This is a genomic window from Janthinobacterium darwini (genome assembly GCF_051380905.1).
GTDB lineage: Bacteria > Pseudomonadota > Gammaproteobacteria > Burkholderiales > Burkholderiaceae_D > Janthinobacterium.
On the sequence record NZ_JBNYXX010000002.1, the window covers coordinates 474,826 to 493,640 of the forward strand.

The window sequence follows — 18,815 nt, forward strand, 5'->3', positions numbered from 1 at the left end:
ACCATAAGGCTTTCTTTTTGTTCTAGTGTGCGATAGAGTTGTTCCTCTCACCCGGAGGAACAACATGCTATATAAAGATGTAAAAAAGCCGTTCCCAGAGTTTAAATGGCGCTGGGCCAGTTTTACGCCAAGTGAAGGTTTAAATGATCCACGAGTACATCTAGGTGTGCTTAGAGCGATGCGAGCTCATGAAAACAAGTCGCCCTCGTCGCCAGCTTTTCTTAAGTCACTGCAATTGGTAGAGGATGACCTTAATGAATTTCTTCCTAATGGTCTTAACCTAGCGCGAGACAATGATAGAAATTTGTTGCGTAACTCACAACAATACTGGTCAGGAGTTGGACTTCTCGCGGGAACAGAGCCAGGTATTCACCTAACAGAGTTTGGACGAAAGGTAGCTGATGGTAATCTTACCCGCGACGAATTCGCAGCAGCCACAATTCGAACTCTTTGCCTCCCAAATATTCGTATCGAAAACGAGAATGTTACAGCAAAGTGGACTCAAAATGGGTTAGAAATTTTCCCACTGACACTAATATTAAATCTAATATATAACTTGGGCAGAGGCAATTCGGCTAATGCTTATCTTACAAATGAAGAGCTTGTCCGCGTTACTATTCCGCTATCAAGCGTTCAAGCTACTATTGAAGAACACGTTGAGCATATAATATTATTTCGAAACGAATCCGACATATTCGATGATTATGATGACTTTGCGCCAAAATCTAACGACAAACGGATTTCTCGTGAATTTTTATTATTTTTAAAATACCATGGTTATCTATCAATTTCCAACCCGAACGAGGTCAATTTCAAGCAGAGATTCTTTGCTGATAGGAATTCGAGACGAGTAATTAAAGACCTGCTAGATATTAAGTTTGACTCCCATGATCTTGAAAAGATTGCCAAAGAAGTATCTAACGATGCAGACCTAGAGATGCAGCAACGTGAGAGACGATTGGTAAGTATAACTGCGCGGCCTGGGCAGACAAAATTCCGCAGAGAAGTTCTACGTGCGTCTGGAAAAAAATGTTTGCTCACTGGGGAAACTTTACCCGTAGTATTACGTGCGTGTCATATAGTCCCAGTTGAATTTGACGGTCCAGATGACGTAGGCAATGGGATATGCTTGCGGGAAGATTTGCATATCCTCTTCGATTCTGGACATTTACGTATCAACAGTATTGGAGAGATTCATTTATCTGAGCATGCAGCTGAAAGTAAAAGCTATATGGGTCTCCCAAAGAAAATAATATTGCCAAAATACATTAATGCGAAATGTATTGAACTTCGTTGGTCATACATTAGTTAATACGCAATATTTATTTGCAAGTAAAGATGAAAGCGCCCTGATTGCGAGCATGAAAGCCACCGCGGTCAGGATATTTCCAATATTAGATATACATTACTCAAGTTGTGACAAAATTGCGGTGCCTATCTGCCCAGAAACGCCAGAAATTGCTGATGCTGTGGGTGCTAAAATCTCTTCCCGCTATGATGAGCATGCTATTCTTCGCAGCCATTGCAAATGGTTTTCTTAATACCAATGATGTCGCGTAAACCTTGGTTTATTGCTCAAATATGTCCAACAACACACACAGTAATAGTAAGGAAATCCATGACCACATATCAAGAATACACCGCGAAGATCGCAGAACTGCAACAGCTCGCGGAAGCTGCACGTAAGAATGAACTCTCAGGTGCAAAAGCACAAATCGCCGGCATCATGAAGGAATATGGTCTGAGCATCGACGACCTCAGGGAAACCAAAACGAAGTCTGTCAAGGCTCATAGCCCCGTCCCAGTGAAGTATCGCGATGATGCTACTGGCGAGACCTGGACAGGTCGTGGCCGTCCGCCAAGGTGGTTGGAAGGTAAGGATAAGAATCAGTATTTGATCAAGTAATTACGCACGTTCACAAGAATCGTTAGATGCTGCGGCAAAAGATGCCGTAGTATCCTAACCCTTTATTCAACGGCCACTTACCTAATAGAAAAGCGTCTGGCGAGTAGCATACCCTGTTTCTCGCAAACATATAAAGTAGCTAGCGCCATCATATATTTAAATTAGCAATATATATATTTGATCGGATTCTGACTGCCGTTTGTAAAAAAGTGTGCGACTGATTTACCAACAAAATGTTGATACTCAGCCGCATCCAGCTCCCCTATCATTTGCTTTCGATTGTTATGGCTGACCGTCTCCCAGTCAGACGGTACAAATACGCCGCGCACAATACCACGTGCCACAGCCAGTACACATGCAGCTTCCTTGGCTCGCCGAACGCTTACGACCCAATTACCCTTAACGGCATTAAAAATATCAGAACGATTAATGGAAATCGGACTATTATTGTTCAGCTCTAGCAGGTCGCTCCACTTACGCTCAATCTTAATAATTAGTAATGGAAGTTCCTCAAGATTATCCAGCTTTGGTGCACTCAATGCCGACTTTAAGTCGCGAGCGTCAATAATACCCTCAGCCACTCCATGACCTGATATTTCATTTTTCAATGTTCCAGGTTCGATATGATTGATCATATCGATAAGAGAGGCTTCAACTTTGATCGCTTCCTCATGTGACATGCCGTAGCGAACAATTTTAAGAATCACCTCTTTGCCAGCCTTAAGTATCTGCAAGATAACTTCCTGTTTGGCTGACATAAATTCATCTGATTCAAGTCGTGTCAACTGACCACGAGCGTGTGCGAAAACCCGATTTCCAACACCCTTACCGACGTAAAACGGCTGATTCGGTTTGTTTGGATCGAACAACGCATATACATAATGTCCGAGAATTGGCCAGGCATCCTGATGAAACATAAAAACTCCTAAATCAAATATAGTGCGAATGGTGTTTCGATTTTTTACGCCGACCATAGTTGAATATACTATGCTTTATACGACTGAATTTTATCAGTACTGTTTTCAGAACCCTACAAAAATAGGTGTGGGCGGCAGATAGGCGAACATAGTCATCAAAAGTTGATGCCTATAAAAGTGCCTACTATTAGAGCAAATTTGAGGCACCATATTTTATTTTTTAGGGTGCTTGACTAACTATTATGTCAGGATAATCTTGATCTTGATCTTGATCTTGACCTTGCTAGAAATCGATTTTAAGACGCCTAGAAACGATTTCATTTCGATTCGGCGCGTCGATGCATCTCTATCTCACTCCACGCCTTAGAAACGTTTCTAGTCGTTCTAAAGCCGTGGTCTGTGATAGCTCTCTAAATGTCTACGATCAGTTCACGCGAGGCGAATCGACTTACATAAGCGCCCACTGTCCGGGCAGATATCATTCGTTGCAGTGAACTTTCCTGTCTTAAGCAGTGCATCGATCACATAATTGTCAGCGAGTTTCGTATCCTGTTTTTTCGGGAAACGCTTACGCAACCACACGTCGAGCGAATTGAGTTTAGTATGGTTTTCTAAAGTCTTGTTTCTCTGGCCTTGCACCAGAAACTTCTTACCGGACGCTTTGATGAAGTCGATTAGTTCTTGCTCATCAAATGCCAAACCGGGGTACTGTAATTCGATCATAGAATTCGTCTGCTTGTCGTGTTGATATGAGGATAAAAGTGCCAACGATGATAGCAGAACGGTGGACAGCCGGGGCTGCATTAGCAACCCCGGCAGTTCTAACATAAGACCTTATTTTTCAGGTGTCTGCTGCTCAAAAATCAAATGGATGATGTTAGTGACCAGGTCCACGTTCGAGGGGGATAGCTTCGCGAGCATATCGGCGATACGCTGAAGTGCATCATCATGTGGCACAACGCCTGACGATTGCGGCTGGTGGGCCATATTGCTGAGCGTGGCAGCGTCTAGCTTCGTGGGTTGGCGTGCCGGCATACTTTTGCTAGCACTGGGCTTTTTGTTGGTCATGCAGGGCTTTCGGTCATTGATGGTGCTGACACCGTCAATGCGTGCGCCGAAAACCTCAACGCAACCTGTAGCTAATTGATCTGCTGGCCAAACAGATAAGGTCATTCCACTCTACGAGCCATTTTCCTGGCTAGTGAGAATGCAGCGCACAATGCTCTCTACCATGCGAATGTTCTTCGGCGACAGTTTCGCAAGAAGCTCGACCACAGGCACAATCGCCGCTTGATTCTTGCCGACCACCACAACCCCCACTTCACTTTCCGCAGATTTGCTGCTGGCCTTCGCAGCTCGGCGCTTGCCTGTTCCAAAACGCAGCCACTCAGCTGACACCTCTAGCCATTCCGCCAGACTCATCAACTTCGCCTGTGTAGGTATTGCATCGGCCAGGAGCCACTTGCGCACCGTTTGCGCGGCAATCTTGTTCTCGGGATAAAGCTCACTAAATTGCCTGGCAATCTCTGTGGGACTGGAGATAGGTAAGCCAGCACGGGTGAACTCTTTTTGCAGCCGTTCGCTGAACTCTAAGCGAAGGTTTTCGTTGGTGTTTTGCATGTGGTAGCACGCTACCGACTACCATAGTAACTATGTAGAAATATTGACGTTGTGCAATAACGTATAGTTACTATAAAATGTTCTCATCGGCATCGCTGCCGTCCAATTCCAGCAATTCAATACCTATCTTCACGGCGGAAGTGAGACCACATGAATCAGAATAATCAGGGAATGACAGTGCTGCCGGAGCATGTCCGGGCGAACTTAGCCAAGTACAGTGAGCATGAGCAATTGACGTGCTTGGAATGCGGCTATGTAGGCATGATGGGCGTGGCGCAGAAAACAGATCGTGTCTCATCAAAAAAATCTTTGACTTACCTCGTTATTGCTCTCGCCATCTTGGTATTTATCGACATCGTTCTGTCAATGAAGGGTGCGTCAATTCTGCCGTGGTGGCTGCACGCAATCGTCGGCCTCGGCGTCGCTATCTTCACGACAGGCTCAGTGAAGACATACGAGTGCCCGAACTGCAATGCAGCGCTAGGAAAAAAGTAAATTCGACTCACAGCCGCCTTGTCAGCCAGGCTATTGATGAGCATTGCGCATACAGGCGACGACCTGCCATCTTGACCAAAAAGGATACCTGCACATGCGCGTCAGATTTGCGTTACTCGCTTTGTCACTGACGATGTCCACCAGCACGGCCCAGCAGTCGCGTCTTCGGTTCGTAGAAGTAATCGAAGTAAGTCCTCAGTACGTAGAGGTTCCCTGTGATCGCTGTGGCCCACTGCCTGACTTGCGATTTACAGGAACCAAGTTTAAGTATCGCTGCGATGGTGATCTATACGAAAACTGGTCAGCAGGACCTTTGCATACTGGCGCACGCATACAAGTACTCGATTGCTCAAACGTGGTCGTCACGACAGATCGAAAACCCGTTATAGCGCAGTAGAAAAATCTACCAGAATTTTCGTATTAATAATCTCAGGGAATCAACTATGAAATGTCCACACTGTCGCGGCGAAATTTCAATGATCGCTGAAATTTGCCCACATTGCCGCTCGAATCTTACCGAATATTTCGCCGATCATGGTGCAGACGTATCTGAAATGAAGCCATTTATTAATTTTATGGTTCAGTGGGTCTTCCAAACATTCATGCTGTACATACCAGTTTTAATAGTTATTGCAGTTACTATCGGAGATATGCCGGATCTCTTATGGTGGACGGTATTTTTCACCTGCGCAGTTATCGCCGTCATTTATCGCGACAAGCTTCCCGTTCCATAAATTTTAATTAAAACGCACATTCAAATAGCTTGCATTCAGTATTACCATAAAAGACGTTATCATCGATCACAGTAGTGATAACGTCTTTTACTATATTAAAACCCCTCTGCCCATTTGTCCCAAAAGCCGGGCGCATCATGGTGGGCATTTTTCATGCAATAAGGCAGCGTGTAAAGGGTGAAACTCACGCCCTCCCAACGCATCGTGCCATCGGCATCTTCCAGGTACGATTCCAACTCCAAGTAAGCCGGATCCTGTACATCGTATGGCAAGTCGATGTAAATCTGCCCTCGATACGACTCCATCCGCATCTCACTGGTGTAGCCTCCGCATTCCATGTATGCGATGCCTTTGTGCTCAAGCCACACGAGGATCTTTTCACGCATGGGGTTTGCTGCATAGTGACCTTGAAATCCGGAAAATTCTAAGCCCAGCACATCACGTTGCTGGGCACGACCGATCTGGTCGATGTTCTGTAAAAATTGTGGCATAGGCCGATCCTGCGTAAGTTGGTGAGGTATTTATCAGGAAAAAAACTGACGGGCAAAGCATCGTCACGCGGCTAAAAACGTTTTAACCCCGTACAGTCATTGCCTGCTGATTAGCCCTGAATTGCAAAGAATTGACGGTCGTGTTTCCGGCGTTCATGCCTGCAAATATGCGGTGTATATGCGAAAAAGCAACACAGCAGAAATTGATGAATCCTGCCGCGCTGACTCATCTAGCCTTGCAGCGCATTGATGATGCCCACGGCCTTCCTGCTGGCGTCGTTTGGTGCAAGGTGAGCGTAGCGTTGCGTCATTTTCGGATCGCTGTGACCCAGCAGAACAGATACTTCAAACAGGCTGACGCCGTTCCTTACCAGCTTGCTGGCATAGGAATGTCGCAGTGTATGCATCGTGACCTTGCCACCCTTCTCCTTCACCACATCAGGATCGTTCATTCCTGCGCGATCCATCGCCTTCTTGATCGCCTGCGCCGCATAGCCGCGTGCTGTGCCTAACTTGTTTTCAAAGAGGTAGCGGGCATCTGGCCGACGATCTGCCTGACGACGCAGCACCACTTCGCGCAACCGATCCGTCATGAACAGCACATCTTCATTGTTGACCTTGCTACGATAGATGTTCAGCGTTCCGGCGTCCAAATTAACAGCCGTCCACGGCAGGTTCGCGGCCTCGGAATATCGACAGCCAGTATCAAGTAGCATGATCACGAGATCATAATTATCTTGAATATTGCGCTGCATCTCCGGCGTGCGTGCTTCAAGCGTTTTAACGCCGCTTCTCACGGTGTTCGGATCGAGTTCACGCAGCAATGCAGCTTCATCGTTGGAATCTAGATACCGCAGGCGATACGAGGTTTTCAGCTGCGGAAACACCACGTCGCGATTGGTCTTGTACCCCAGCCGTTGCATCTCGCGCAGCGTCGAGCTAATAAGGCCGATCTCATGCTTGATGGTCGCAGGCTTGTCACCTTCAGCCTTCCGCTTCGCTACCAAGCGCTCGATGTGCTTGGTCTGGATCTCATGCAAAAACAGGGTCGCTGGAAGACCGTAGCATGGATTTTCATTCTTGGTTTTCGGATCGCGTTTGCTGCCGAACATCTTGCGCGAGATCGATTCCATGCCTCGATAGTAAGAATACTGCTTGCGTGGCTCCAGGTACTTGCTCACGGCATCACGCAGCGAGATTTCCTCAGCTTCACCAAGATAGGCCTCGCTGTGTATCTTGTTGCGCATTTCACGTTCTACCTGCAAGGCCTTGGTTTTATTTGCCGTACCTGTGCTGCCCACATATTTCTTATTCTGTGCTTGAAATGCGTAATACCAATTACTACTGTTTTCTCTCTTGTGTAATCCCAAAATACTCTCCGCTGAATTAATATAAACAACTACATCATCAGCTATTTATACGAACAGCTCAACGGAGGCATTTCACCCTTATAAATTAAAAGGATGTATTAGGCAGACAACACCTAATATAGACAAATTAAAATATAGTATTTTAATAAATGCAACCCTACAAAAGGCCTTGTATGGTGTTACAACTCGCGACCTTATATGTAGACACCTACAGACTATGTAACACAATGGCGAGGCTAAAAATTAATACCCGCCAAAACTGCGCAGAAACGCGTGTACTCAGTTATAAAATTACATCATAGAGTTGCTGGAAATTTTTGTAAGCCCACAGACAGCTTCTTATTCGACTTAATGCCATTTACACAACTTATTGAGACAAGATATGGCTAGTCACGGCTGTGAGCCTATCGATATACTGACCTATTCAAGTCCCCCTCGGGCCGGAAGCCCACGTCTCAAAGCCGCCTGCTAAACACGCCATCGGCTGGTTTCACTGGAAAAAATCGACCAGTGGAACTCTCAATATATGCTCCAGCTTTTTTCAAATGCCGGCTAATAGTAGCGGCCATTACATTGCGCGCGTTTTCCCCAAACGACTGCGGCAAAGAAGGATCGGTGACGGCTTTTTTCGCAATTGTCAGTTTTCCTTCCTTAAGTAAACGCTCACCAATTCTCCAAAGTGTCAACTTCGGCTCGGCCTTATGGAGGTCATAGACGTGAAGCATTTCCTTCAGTGCCTTCAGTTTCGGATAACCAACAATTCGATATTTTGCACCACTTTCATAAGCAGGTCTCCCCGCCTTCTTTGTTGCAAATTTCGCATCGACCATCATCGAAAAATGACGCTTGATATCTCGCTTCGATAGCACTTTGCTACCTATGCGAATCGGATTGACGACGACCATAACAGCACTCCAGTCAATTCCATCCAACTCGGATGCGCTCTGGATCTCGGTCAATTTATCTGGAACATGCGGCTCGCGAAACAGGATGTCTCCATGCATAAAGAACCACTCATCGAAATCATCGGTGCGTACATCTCCCCAATCAAGATATAGCTCAGCGTGCTCACCTTCACCACCGCGCTCACAACACGCAAGGTAGTCGTTATTCCGCTTCAGGTACTGGAACCACCAATAGTACGGGCTAGCCTCGGGGCAATCATCGTCCGGGTAGCCAAAAAGGTAAGGCGACTCGCCCTCGTTGAGTTCTCGATCAACATTATTGAACAATTTTCCTAACACTTTAATTATCTCCAATTTCAATGACAGTGGTTATACCACAGAAGGCACCTCATCATAGAGGTCGTGGCAAATGCTGCTGCGAACACAAGAAGGCCCTGGGATGCTTTGCAAACGGGAACCTCCGATGTCTTGATTATTTAACCACTAGGAAGATGCATGCAAAAAGAATACGTATTTAATCAACTTTCACTCATTGAACAATTACCAGTGAAGTCAAAAACAAAACGCAAAATGATGCCTACAAATGTTCCATATTACCTCGCCATGGACAATCAAGAATTGTTGAGTGTTTTACCTGTCCCAGCCTTCAAGCACGTTATTGGGGATAAGCGCACTCAAGAAGATCTCGTCACGATTGCAACAAACTTTCGTTACGCAGTAAAAAAAGCGATTGAAGATGGTCTGGGTGAAAAATTTATTAAATTTGATGGAATTATGCGCGTCAATTTTAAGCAAGTGATCAACGAAAAAATGAGCATGATCACCTTTATTAAGGATCTGCAAGTAACGTTCATTCCAGATTGGCTCAGTGATGATATTAAAAGTGACGAGAATCCACTTCGCAATCACAAAACTGGCTTGATTGTGATCGACCAATATGGCGACTCGACAGAAACAAAAGGTGGAATCGCTTGTGTAAATGAACCGTTCGCTACGTGCCTGAAAAATATCGCAAATATTATCTACGACATTAGCTTGACCATCTGCGATCAATATAAACATTGGATTAAAAAAGAACTCAAAGCCTTCAATACTGACAAAACTCTGTCAGCTGATCAGCTGCATCAAGCAATGGAAAATTTGCTGCTTCGTGTGCCAGAAATTACGCTACGCATTAAAAATTTGATCCAGGAAGAAACTGTCATTAGCGCGCCTTAGCCTAATTAGTCAGTAAAACTACCTCATTTCCATCAGGGAATGAGGCTCCCAGGCAATGCGGCGGCCCCGCCGAAAAATATGAAAGAAAGACACAAAAATGAACGACGAACAGATCCAAACCGCAGCAACTGACCTGACCCAGAACTCCATGCAAACTATCTTGCCAGACGCCAGCAGCATTGCACCATCAACTGCGATGTTGCCAGAAATGCCGCTCCCCATCAGCAAACAGGCACAACGTTACCAGCTCGCCTGCAAGCTCACCACGGCGCGCTGCGAAATCGAATCGCAGGTAAGTGCAGCGCTCAATGCGAAGTGTGGCCAGCGCTACAAGGGCACATTCGAAGTTCGCTTTGACATGCTGAACGAAGTAACGACAAAGGCCCTCAGTGCGTTCTGCAGCAACGGGGCTGTGTTCTTCACGCCAGAAGACCTCGATCAGCATCCTGCATTAAAGAATATCCGCAAGAGCCAGGATGGAATCGACTTGTCTGCACTGATGAACCGCGTCAAGCGTCCCACCAACATCGACGATACCTCATGGCATCAGCTTGAAGAAATGTGGAGCGAGGTTTCAACAACGCTTTATAGCCAAGGACTGGCACCGATGCACATTCTTATCGCGGGGGTGTTGGCGGCCAAAGGGTTGGGTGGACCAAAGATTAACAAGAAACTCTGCGCCAGTATCAACGCAGACACAGGAAATATGCACGAAGTCATGTGCCAGATTCTTGATGACCTGAACGAACAACTTGTTCAGCATCCAACGATTAAATAAGGAATGATATGGCGGCATTGGCCATCAATGCCAATCCCGCCTTTTTTATGTAGAAATCATTTCGATTTAATAATAAAAATTTACCAATGAAAATAGCCATCCATACCAAGATTGACTTCAAGCCAGATAGTTCTGACTTAAATTCATTCTTTTCTCTTGCAAACGACTTTGAAAATGTTGATCTGAGCATTGAAGAAACTGCCATCCATATCGGGTTAGGCCATTCTATTTGCACCCAACACAAGGGAAAGCGCTCGCGCAATAATTTTATTGCGTCTGACTTCGTAGCCGTTGACATTGATGGCGGAATGACTATTGAACAAGCGATGAATGATCCTTACGTAATACAGAATGCAGGGATTATTTATCCTACGTGGAGCAATACTCCAAGCCACAATCGATTTCGCATCGTATTTTTTCTTGAGAGAACTATTCAAGATGTGCACACGATGGAGAGTGCATACACTGGATTGATCCGCATGTTCGGAGGCGATGGCGCATGCAAGGATGCATGTCGAATTTTCTATGGAAACAAAAAAGGATTGCCGATTATTCTCGGCAATACTCTTCACAATGATTTGTTAGATGAGCTAATAAAATTAGGATCTGAAAAGCGGGAACGTGCAGAACACGGTGAAAATGACAGTGTTAAATCGGGGGCAAGCACAACCAGGGCAGAGCAACGACTTCGTGCCGATCATCAAGTGGAAACTATCGCTGGATCGATGGAAAGTGTTGCATCGCTAAAAAAAGGTTCTATTGTCCGCTGCCCCTTCCATATTGATAAAAGTCCTAGTGCATTTGTAACCGAATCGCGGAATGGAACAAAAGGAATCCATTGCAGCTCATGTGCAAAAACTTTTTGGCCAGAAGCGATGAACTTTCGAGCACTACAGAACTATGATTTTAATCAGATTGAATCTGATTTACATGCTATCGAATTTGAAGAAGATCCATATAACTATCTGGATGAAAAAGCTCCTTCTGAGTTCTTCACGCATGATGGACGGATGGTATTACCAAGAAGCAATCATCGACTAAATGATATCGAACTAGGTCCAGGAATAATACTAATTCGCAGTCCAAAAGACTCAGGAAAAACACATCAACTAAAAAGGATGGTGCAAGAATGCAAAATAAATGGTTTATCCGTACTTCTAATTGGTCATCGCCAATCATTAATCTCCTCGCTAGCGAAGAGGATTGGTCTTGATTGTTACTTGGATAAAAAAGATGCTGATGGCAACGCCATTGCAGTATCTGATTACTATGCGATTTGTCTCGACAGTATTCCACGCTTATTAAATTTAAGAGTTCATCGTTTCGACGTAGTTATCATTGACGAGTCAGAACAGGTATTTTCCCATTTAACTTCAGAAACTTTGAGAAAACAGCGGCGAGACTGCTTTCTGATGATGGAACGTTATCTGGAAAAAGCTAAGACTGTCATTGCGTGCGACGCTGACCTTGGCTATTTGACACTGGCAACTATTGCTAGTGCACGGGGTGGCGAAATGCCAGCTAAGTTCTACATCAATCGCCACAAAGAAAATAATCGAGAAATTGATCTCTACAACAGCGAAAATCAATTGCTAAGTGAACTTATAACAGCGGTGCGGTCAGGCGGAAAATATTATGTGTGCTGTAATTCAAAAAAGAAAGCTCAACTCATCGAAAACTCAATCAATGCGGAAACTTCGGGTAGTCTACGCGTCCTTTTAATTACGTCGACAAACTCAAAAGAGCCAGAAATACGAAATTTCATCGAAAATATTTCGGAAGAAATTCTCAAATATGATGTAGTGGTTTCCTCACCATCACTAGGAACGGGAATCGACATCACATTTGCAGAGAATGCAAAGCTGATAGATGGTGTGTTTGGTTTTTTCGGTGCCAGAATTAATACCCACTTCGATATTGATCAGCAACTTTGCCGGGTACGGCATCCGAAGTTTGTGAAAGCATGGATCTCGCCAGAGAAATTTACATTCGAAATCGAGCCTGACGTCATTAAACGCAATTGTATTGAATTAGGCCAGATCACTGATGTACAGATTTCCTACGATGCAAACGACATGAAAATCTATGCCGATGATGACAAATTACTGACGTTGTATGCAGAAGTACTTTCATTGCAACGTGCATCAAAGAATAATTTGAAACAACATTTCATTGATCTTAAAAATCACAATGGATGGAAAGTAAATATCATTGAAGCAGATGAAACTGCCTCTGTTCTTGGTAGGGATGCGCGCAACGAAGCACGCCTTAACCTCGAACGGAGCAATATTAATGCCATTTGTTCCGCAATGCAGATTTCGAAAGAAGTCGCTGTACAGTTCTCAAAGTTACCATTTCTCAACTTGCAAGATCAAGCAAAGTTAGATCGTTATCGAATGGAGAAATTTTATGATGAAATTGTCACCCCGAAGCTTGTTGAACTGGACAACAACGGCACTTATCGTAACAAAATTGGCCTCTTGGCAATTTACATAGCATCGGATCATGAAACAGAAAATAAGAATTTTTCGAGAATAAAAATACCAGTTACAGATAGGGAATTTTTATCTAAAACGAAATCATTGCTACGTGAGCTTTTTGATGCAACCACACTGACAGACGTGCATGGAAATTTTATCAAAGATAAGGCTATTTGCAATGCTGATCTGGAAGCATTTAAAAGCTTGTGCTTGCAACGAAAACTTGATATTGAATCGCTATTAAAAATATCACTCCGGGCAGATTTGCAGATTAAACCAATTTCGCAACTTGGTGAGTTATTGCGTGCGATTGGTTGTGAATGGAGAAAACCAATAAAGACAGATGTTAAAGGCCAACGCATTGTCAAATACATGATCAATTATGAAAAATACAAAATGGTATTGAAATATGCAGAAGGAGTCAATGATCACCAAATATTCCTGAATGAATTATCTTTTAATGGAAAAAATAAGAAATTGGTAAATAAATAATTTTAAGTAAACCTTTACAAATTTACGAACCCCAACCAAATTATATAAATTAAAAATAAATCTACGTATTACGGACAACACCTGATATTTTTTTGTATGTGATAGAAGGCATGTGTTGTCCGGAATAATCCATCATTACCTTAACAATCCACCAATCCTTGAAAGAGAAATAACTATGCCGTACAAAACAAAGCTCAATTTAATACCAAAGGGAGATAAAGAAGAATTAATGGAAAAATACAATGCGTTTAAGGCAAAGTTCAGCGCTATGACAGAACCAGATATCGACGATTTTTCTGACTACGTACATGTATCAATGACCAGTCTTCAAGACTCGTTGCAAGATGAACTCACTTCTTTAATGCGTAGTCTAAAGATCATCGCCGATGATGCAACAAATTATTTGAAATTTGCGTTTGGAATGCCTAACTGCAAAACTTTCTTTTGTCATCCAGTCGAACCATTTGATCTGATAGCAACTATCAGCAGCTTCAAAACTGTAAACTACAAAACTGAAGAAGAAGCAAATTCAGCGGGTTCTTCATTGTACTGGCCTGGGGGCGGCAGGGTTACAGCTGAATATCGAACCAAAAATAACGAAAACGTCTTACACATGGCAAGTTCAGATTCATACATTTCGGAAGCATGGCTCGAACTTTCTAACCAATTACGTCAGCATATGTCCAAGTGGCATAATGATGTTAGTGAAGAGAATCATCAATCAGAAAAAGATACATCGCATTATTATCGCTGGACGATTGCTATTGAAAATAAAAACACAGAGTTCATGAACAAACTTACCTATATCAAGACATTGCTACCGGAAATCGTTATTTCGATGCAGGCATGGTCCAGTTGGATGGCAGAAAATATTATTGAACAAGAGATTTTATCAAAATGTGACGAAGGTATTGACATGACTGTCTTTGAATAAACATTGATGAAGTAAATCCGGACAACACCTACCTTGTGTGTGTATGTGATGAGAGGCACCTGTTGTCCGGAAGATAGTCATGTGGATCAAGTAAGGATATAATTATTGCAACATAACTATGCTTGGCAACCTCTTAGATCGCTAAACCCGGTTTTGTTACATCCGTTATAAGCTCTCAAACCTTCTGGCCTATCCCTGAAAACCAAGCGTTCATGCAGGTCTGCAGGATACAGGCGTCGCGCTGTAGGTGGAAATGCGGCAGCTTGTCTCGGGTCTGGGCGACGTGCGTACGTTATGAGCCTTCAAAGCTTCTAACGTAGTTCGCGTAACCCCGCATTCGTGCGGGTCTTAGGCGGATACCCTCGCAGGTGTGATGGGAAATGAAGTGGTTGCCCACCGAAAATTGCTGACACCACGTTGATGAAACCGCTGGAACAAGATGAGGTGAACAAGTCTAGGCTTGGCAGCTAGCCGTTGCCTAATAATTAAAAAATGTTGATGGTAAAGGCTCTTTAAAAATGCGAGAGCCTACATCATGAATGCGAATATTACTTCAACCGAGCTGCCGAGGACAACGAGCGACCACAGACCGGCAATGCCATCCAACGCGATCACTGTCTCGCAGATAGCTGCGACCGGTGCTTCGACCAGCGTGAGTGGACCGATTAATAACACCGCTACGGCGATTTCATCGATGCTGACGGCGGATACGACGGGGAGCGAAGGAAAACTCGATTCGGGCGTTTCATCTATGGCCAAGGCCGAGAGGAAGCCTAAGGCGCCGACGAAGATGGAACTCGCTTCCACCATCTACCTACGCATGTCTAAGCAGAAAGATATACCCGCAAGCAGATCGTTGAGCAGTTCGAGGCCGAAGCCAAGTTGAGCACAGCAGATCCCAGCACCTACTACCAACTGATCAACGCGAAGTTAGGTTAGATGTTGGGCGGATAGCTAGCCTGCATGCCCATGTTAGCTTGCTTCAGGAAGAGCGCACATCCCTTGTACTACGAAGTTTTAGACAGCAACATGGCGACCTCCAACAACCCAAGTCATGGCATCCCGTTTTCTTTAAAAGTAATAAAAATTTTTGATTTCAGATACTTAAGGGTTTTTCCATAAAGTTATTTTTGCATTTTTAATCATACCCAACTTCTCAGGTAGAAGGAATGCGGTCACTAGCTGAAACTGTGCAGTCGAAAAATCTACAAAATGTGAAACTCACGTAAAGCCAGGCCGGTACAAATCAATGCCAGGAAAAATATCACGACACTCATGGTTCGTGTTGTTCGCTGCAGTCGGTCCTTTTCCGCAGCATGGTTGTCTCGGAGTAAATCAATCTGCGCCAGAAGCGAGGGTAATTGCTTTTCTAGCTCCATGCCCTTATGCGCCAATAAGTTGAGTTTTGCACTCGCGTCAGTCTGTCCTTGTATGAGCGTGTGGACTGAATCCATTGCTTCGTTGATCTTCGTGGAGTGAGTCTCCGCTAATGCTAATTGTTCTGCAATACGAACTCTGGCATTGCCCGTCAGCTTTTCGACCGCGCGCGTTCGCGCGTCAAAGGATGCCGCAATCTCAGTAACATCTCCGACGCGATGCTCGAGATTTTGAAGTGCCCTAAGGTTGCCTGCTGATTGTTCGGTGGCTTGGCGAGTCGCTTCCTCGAATCTATTGTCTATGTTTTTTATGCTACACGAAACAAACTCTGAGAGTTTGTCTACATCAAGACGCAACGCTATTGCAGCCTCAGTGTTTGCGTCAATTCTTCCTTGTGTTTCGCGCGACGCGTCGAGGATTGCGCTGAACATCGCTTTTGCGGCTTTTGCGACATTCTTTCCATTTTCAGAGAGCACATGAATTCGGCCATCACTATCTTTCACGCCTTCATTAACCTGACGCTCGAATTCTGCGATGACGCTTGTGAGGTAAGCGAAGCCTAAGGTATTCAGACCAATGATTTCCTGGTTCAGTTTAACCAGCAAGTCATTAATTTCGCCTTGTGACCGTGCAGTGGAGATAAGGTCATCTCTGCTACTAGAAACAATGTTTTTCCACCATCCACGACTCTCGATCTCTGAGACCTCGAGACCGGCCTTCTTGGCGGTATCCTCTAATTTCTTTATCAGGCTGAAGATGCGTGATGCTTGTTCTTGTGGCGATGCTGTTTTCGTCGGTAATAGTTGAATTAGTGCGGTCATTGATTGAAAGAGTTCAAAAGTTGCTGAAGGCCGCTGACTTCGGCGTCGTACTCGTTCATCGACTTATCGAGTGTGCCACGGCGGACGTCACGTTCGGCCGAGTGAGTTTCGATGCGCTTATGCATCTCTGTGTGAGTAGCTGTAATTAATTGGGCAGAGGTTTCAATCATGAAACATGTGCGGCGCATTTTCAGCAGTGTCACCTGATTACCCCGGTGTACATCGGCGAACTGCTTATTTCTGAATGCAAGGCTTGCTTTGAGATGATCGAATGCCAGCAGAAGGATAATCGTGCCGACACTCACAAGAGCGCCAGACAATACGGTTGCAAGTGTTTCGGCAAACGGGGCGAGAGGAGGCAACGACAGCAGCATCTTGGCAATTGCTTCTTCAGCGCCGATACCGATGACTGTGGTTGCGGCTCCGCCAACAATGGCCAACACATCGCGCGCAATATCAGACCGCGTCATGCCAGGTTCGGGCGCAACCACGACTTTCACTGCACGCACGAGTGAGACGATGACTTCGCGAATAATCGTCACAACGTTGCGTACAGTGGTGACGAATGAATTGATGAGGAACGTCGCGAGATTTGAGAGCAAACCAGATACCGCTGCAGCAAGCCCCTCCTTGAGGAACTCCGCCCACCGTGTTTTCATTTCTTCAACGATGGCTCTTGCACGCGCGCTCAATATAGACATTATCTTGTCGACGTCCCGTAATCCGTCTTTCGCAAGCTGACGGATATCTGCCACTATGCCTTTCAACAGACTGCGCAACGCAAGCCCTACAATTTGCCGCAACGCCACTTTTCCCGCTTCTAGTCCGCCTTGCACCGCCAGATCTTGCGCATTCTTCTTAAGTGCGGCTAGGCGTTGTGCGCTGTTGACGGCTTCACGAGCTGTTTTGTCCACCGCATTCATCGCTTGTCGATCGACATCAAAGGCTTCGGCGTTTTGTAAGCTCTTCTCTTTTCTGCTGGGTTTGTTCGCCCATTCTTCGAGAGTAAGATCACCCTTTGACTGGTTCATACCACTATCAGTCCATACGATATTTGCGTCTTGATTGGCAATCTCGACACGCTCTTCGCGTGTTTGCGCAAAGTGCCCCTTCGCAGAGCGTTCGATTTCCGATGCGGACACTACGTGATCTTGTTGCGCTTGACCGTTGCGGGGCAACTCTTTGCCTGTGTATGCATCCACCACTGGCTCAGGATTTTGGAAGCGTTCCTTGCGGGCTCCCTTTTTCTTGCGCTCTGCATCATAATCGGTACGATCAAATCTTTCCGTTTGAGCTTTTTCATAGTTCTGGCGGCGTAAAGCGTCTTCGGCATTTGCGGTGACGCCCTGCTCGAAGTTATGCAGCGTTGTAACGTTACCTCCATCGACGTCCTCTAGCAAATCTGCGGAAAGCCCGAAGGGACCGATGAGTGTGTTCAGCAGCGCCGCCTGGAGATCATCTAGCACTTTTTCATTATCTGGTGATGGTGGGCTAGATTCGATGATGCGAATGAGCCGTTCGGTCTCGTCATCGATCCATACCGTTTCATTTGCTGTCGCTTCTTTGCTCAACATGAGCTCCTCTAATGAATTTGTTAGACAGCGCTTAGTCAAAAACTTCGCGCTAGGCCCCGGATTCCGATCCTTCGCGTTGAGATCGCAAGAGATGGCACCGTTCATGTTTTCCAACAGGCCGAGTGCTCAAACTCTGCATGCGCAGCATGGGGCTCAGGGTGATTTCCATTGTTGAATCCTGGTTATATTCGAACTCAGCCACCGAGCAGAACGATAGCATTTTTTCCCGATGGAAAGTTCACCGAAACTAACAAGTGGAACATAGGAGCCGATGCGCGTCACGAACAAGGGTAACCAATGTTAATCTGAAGCGAAATCTAACCTACTTTACCGCATAATTTGCACACGAAATTGCCCCACGTATAAGACACAATCCTGCTCATGACATTGAGTGAGGAATTGGGGTGATCGACGTAGCATTACTAGGCGTTATTCGGCGCTGGCACATTCGCGACAAGGCCAATCCTGCCAGCAAACGAACACATAGCTCATAAGCGTTTAAACCTTCTGATCGACCAGTGATTGGTCCCACAGCCGAGGCGTTTAAACCTTCTGACCGACTAACGATTGGTCCCACAGCCGAGGCGTTTAAACCTTCTGACCGACTGGTTATTGGTCCCTCAGCCGAGGCGTTTAAAGCTTCTAACGTAGCTCGTGCAACCCAGCATTCATGCGGTTCTTCTGCGGATACCCTCGCGGGTAT

At 45.2% G+C, this 18,815-nt stretch carries 19 protein-coding genes; 9 read left to right on the forward strand and 10 right to left on the reverse strand.

Annotated features, from left to right (window positions below):
* The first annotated feature begins 64 nt into the window (after window positions 1-64).
* The 3 genes from ACQ4WZ_RS17610 to ACQ4WZ_RS17620 all read left to right on the forward strand — a co-directional run bounded on the left by ACQ4WZ_RS17610 (window position 65) and on the right by ACQ4WZ_RS17620 (window position 1,906).
* Window positions 65-1,312, forward strand: a complete 1,248-nt coding sequence (locus ACQ4WZ_RS17610; RefSeq protein ID WP_436574095.1) for an HNH endonuclease — start codon at window positions 65-67, stop codon at window positions 1,310-1,312.
* Window positions 1,284-1,541, forward strand: coding sequence for a hypothetical protein (locus ACQ4WZ_RS17615; RefSeq protein ID WP_436574096.1), 258 nt, complete (start codon window positions 1,284-1,286; stop codon window positions 1,539-1,541). The genes ACQ4WZ_RS17610 and ACQ4WZ_RS17615 overlap by 29 nt, the downstream gene beginning before the upstream one ends.
* A gap of 77 nt (window positions 1,542-1,618) precedes the next feature.
* Window positions 1,619-1,906: an H-NS histone family protein gene (locus tag ACQ4WZ_RS17620; RefSeq protein ID WP_436574097.1), complete on the forward strand. Its 288-nt coding sequence runs from the start codon at window positions 1,619-1,621 to the stop codon at window positions 1,904-1,906.
* 161 nt (window positions 1,907-2,067) lie between these two features.
* On the opposite strand, the gene ACQ4WZ_RS17625 is transcribed toward ACQ4WZ_RS17620, so the two are convergent.
* From ACQ4WZ_RS17625 to ACQ4WZ_RS17640, 4 genes are all read right to left on the reverse strand, one after another.
* Window positions 2,068-2,823 carry an LEM-3-like GIY-YIG domain-containing protein gene (locus ACQ4WZ_RS17625; protein WP_436574098.1) on the reverse strand — a complete coding sequence of 252 codons (756 nt, stop codon included), beginning with the start codon at window positions 2,821-2,823 and terminating at the stop codon, window positions 2,068-2,070.
* 429 nt (window positions 2,824-3,252) lie between these two features.
* Window positions 3,253-3,651 (reverse strand): hypothetical protein, encoded by a 399-nt coding sequence (locus tag ACQ4WZ_RS17630; protein WP_436574099.1) that lies wholly within the window; start codon window positions 3,649-3,651, stop codon window positions 3,253-3,255.
* Window positions 3,652-3,657: 6 nt separating this feature from the next.
* Window positions 3,658-3,996, reverse strand: coding sequence for a hypothetical protein (locus ACQ4WZ_RS17635; protein WP_436574100.1), 339 nt, complete (start codon window positions 3,994-3,996; stop codon window positions 3,658-3,660).
* 6 nt (window positions 3,997-4,002) lie between these two features.
* Entirely contained in the window at window positions 4,003-4,443 is a 441-nt protein-coding gene (locus tag ACQ4WZ_RS17640; protein WP_436574101.1) for a hypothetical protein, read from the reverse strand.
* A gap of 150 nt (window positions 4,444-4,593) precedes the next feature.
* On the opposite strand from ACQ4WZ_RS17640, the gene ACQ4WZ_RS17645 reads away from it, so the two are divergent.
* Both ACQ4WZ_RS17645 and ACQ4WZ_RS17650 read left to right on the forward strand, forming a co-directional pair.
* The gene (locus tag ACQ4WZ_RS17645) at window positions 4,594-4,938 is read left to right on the forward strand and encodes a hypothetical protein (RefSeq protein ID WP_436574102.1); all 345 of its coding nucleotides are present in this window, start codon (window positions 4,594-4,596) and stop codon (window positions 4,936-4,938) included.
* A gap of 443 nt (window positions 4,939-5,381) precedes the next feature.
* Window positions 5,382-5,672: a hypothetical protein gene (locus ACQ4WZ_RS17650; protein ID WP_436574103.1), complete on the forward strand. Its 291-nt coding sequence runs from the start codon at window positions 5,382-5,384 to the stop codon at window positions 5,670-5,672.
* 95 nt (window positions 5,673-5,767) lie between these two features.
* On the opposite strand, the gene ACQ4WZ_RS17655 is transcribed toward ACQ4WZ_RS17650, so the two are convergent.
* The 3 genes from ACQ4WZ_RS17655 to ACQ4WZ_RS17665 all read right to left on the reverse strand — a co-directional run bounded on the left by ACQ4WZ_RS17655 (window position 5,768) and on the right by ACQ4WZ_RS17665 (window position 8,777).
* A complete protein-coding gene (locus ACQ4WZ_RS17655) occupies window positions 5,768-6,163 on the reverse strand; it encodes a hypothetical protein (RefSeq protein ID WP_436574104.1) in 396 nt (131 codons plus the stop codon).
* A 230-nt stretch (window positions 6,164-6,393) separates the two neighbouring features.
* Window positions 6,394-7,533 carry a tyrosine-type recombinase/integrase gene (locus ACQ4WZ_RS17660; protein ID WP_436574105.1) on the reverse strand — a complete coding sequence of 380 codons (1,140 nt, stop codon included), beginning with the start codon at window positions 7,531-7,533 and terminating at the stop codon, window positions 6,394-6,396.
* A gap of 455 nt (window positions 7,534-7,988) precedes the next feature.
* Window positions 7,989-8,777, reverse strand: coding sequence for a hypothetical protein (locus ACQ4WZ_RS17665; RefSeq protein ID WP_436574106.1), 789 nt, complete (start codon window positions 8,775-8,777; stop codon window positions 7,989-7,991).
* 156 nt (window positions 8,778-8,933) lie between these two features.
* Between ACQ4WZ_RS17665 and ACQ4WZ_RS17670 the strand changes: the two genes are divergently transcribed.
* The 4 genes from ACQ4WZ_RS17670 to ACQ4WZ_RS17685 all read left to right on the forward strand — a co-directional run bounded on the left by ACQ4WZ_RS17670 (window position 8,934) and on the right by ACQ4WZ_RS17685 (window position 14,340).
* Complete coding sequence (locus tag ACQ4WZ_RS17670) at window positions 8,934-9,656, forward strand: hypothetical protein (RefSeq protein ID WP_436574107.1); 723 nt, start codon at window positions 8,934-8,936, stop codon at window positions 9,654-9,656.
* A 97-nt stretch (window positions 9,657-9,753) separates the two neighbouring features.
* A complete protein-coding gene (locus ACQ4WZ_RS17675; protein ID WP_436574108.1) occupies window positions 9,754-10,434 on the forward strand; it encodes a hypothetical protein in 681 nt (226 codons plus the stop codon).
* A gap of 86 nt (window positions 10,435-10,520) precedes the next feature.
* Window positions 10,521-13,406 carry a plasmid replication protein, CyRepA1 family gene (locus tag ACQ4WZ_RS17680; protein ID WP_436574109.1) on the forward strand — a complete coding sequence of 962 codons (2,886 nt, stop codon included), beginning with the start codon at window positions 10,521-10,523 and terminating at the stop codon, window positions 13,404-13,406.
* Window positions 13,407-13,581: 175 nt separating this feature from the next.
* Window positions 13,582-14,340 (forward strand): hypothetical protein, encoded by a 759-nt coding sequence (locus ACQ4WZ_RS17685; RefSeq protein WP_436574110.1) that lies wholly within the window; start codon window positions 13,582-13,584, stop codon window positions 14,338-14,340.
* 528 nt (window positions 14,341-14,868) lie between these two features.
* Here ACQ4WZ_RS17685 and ACQ4WZ_RS17690 read toward each other — a convergent pair.
* From ACQ4WZ_RS17690 to ACQ4WZ_RS17700, 3 genes are all read right to left on the reverse strand, one after another.
* Complete coding sequence (locus ACQ4WZ_RS17690; RefSeq protein WP_436574111.1) at window positions 14,869-15,150, reverse strand: hypothetical protein; 282 nt, start codon at window positions 15,148-15,150, stop codon at window positions 14,869-14,871.
* A 395-nt stretch (window positions 15,151-15,545) separates the two neighbouring features.
* Window positions 15,546-16,538 (reverse strand): hypothetical protein, encoded by a 993-nt coding sequence (locus ACQ4WZ_RS17695; protein ID WP_099395012.1) that lies wholly within the window; start codon window positions 16,536-16,538, stop codon window positions 15,546-15,548.
* On the reverse strand, window positions 16,535-18,112 hold the full coding sequence (locus ACQ4WZ_RS17700) for a hypothetical protein (RefSeq protein ID WP_436574112.1): 1,578 nt from the start codon (window positions 18,110-18,112) through the stop codon (window positions 16,535-16,537). The genes ACQ4WZ_RS17695 and ACQ4WZ_RS17700 overlap by 4 nt, the downstream gene beginning before the upstream one ends.
* Between the last annotated feature and the right edge of the window lie 703 nt (window positions 18,113-18,815).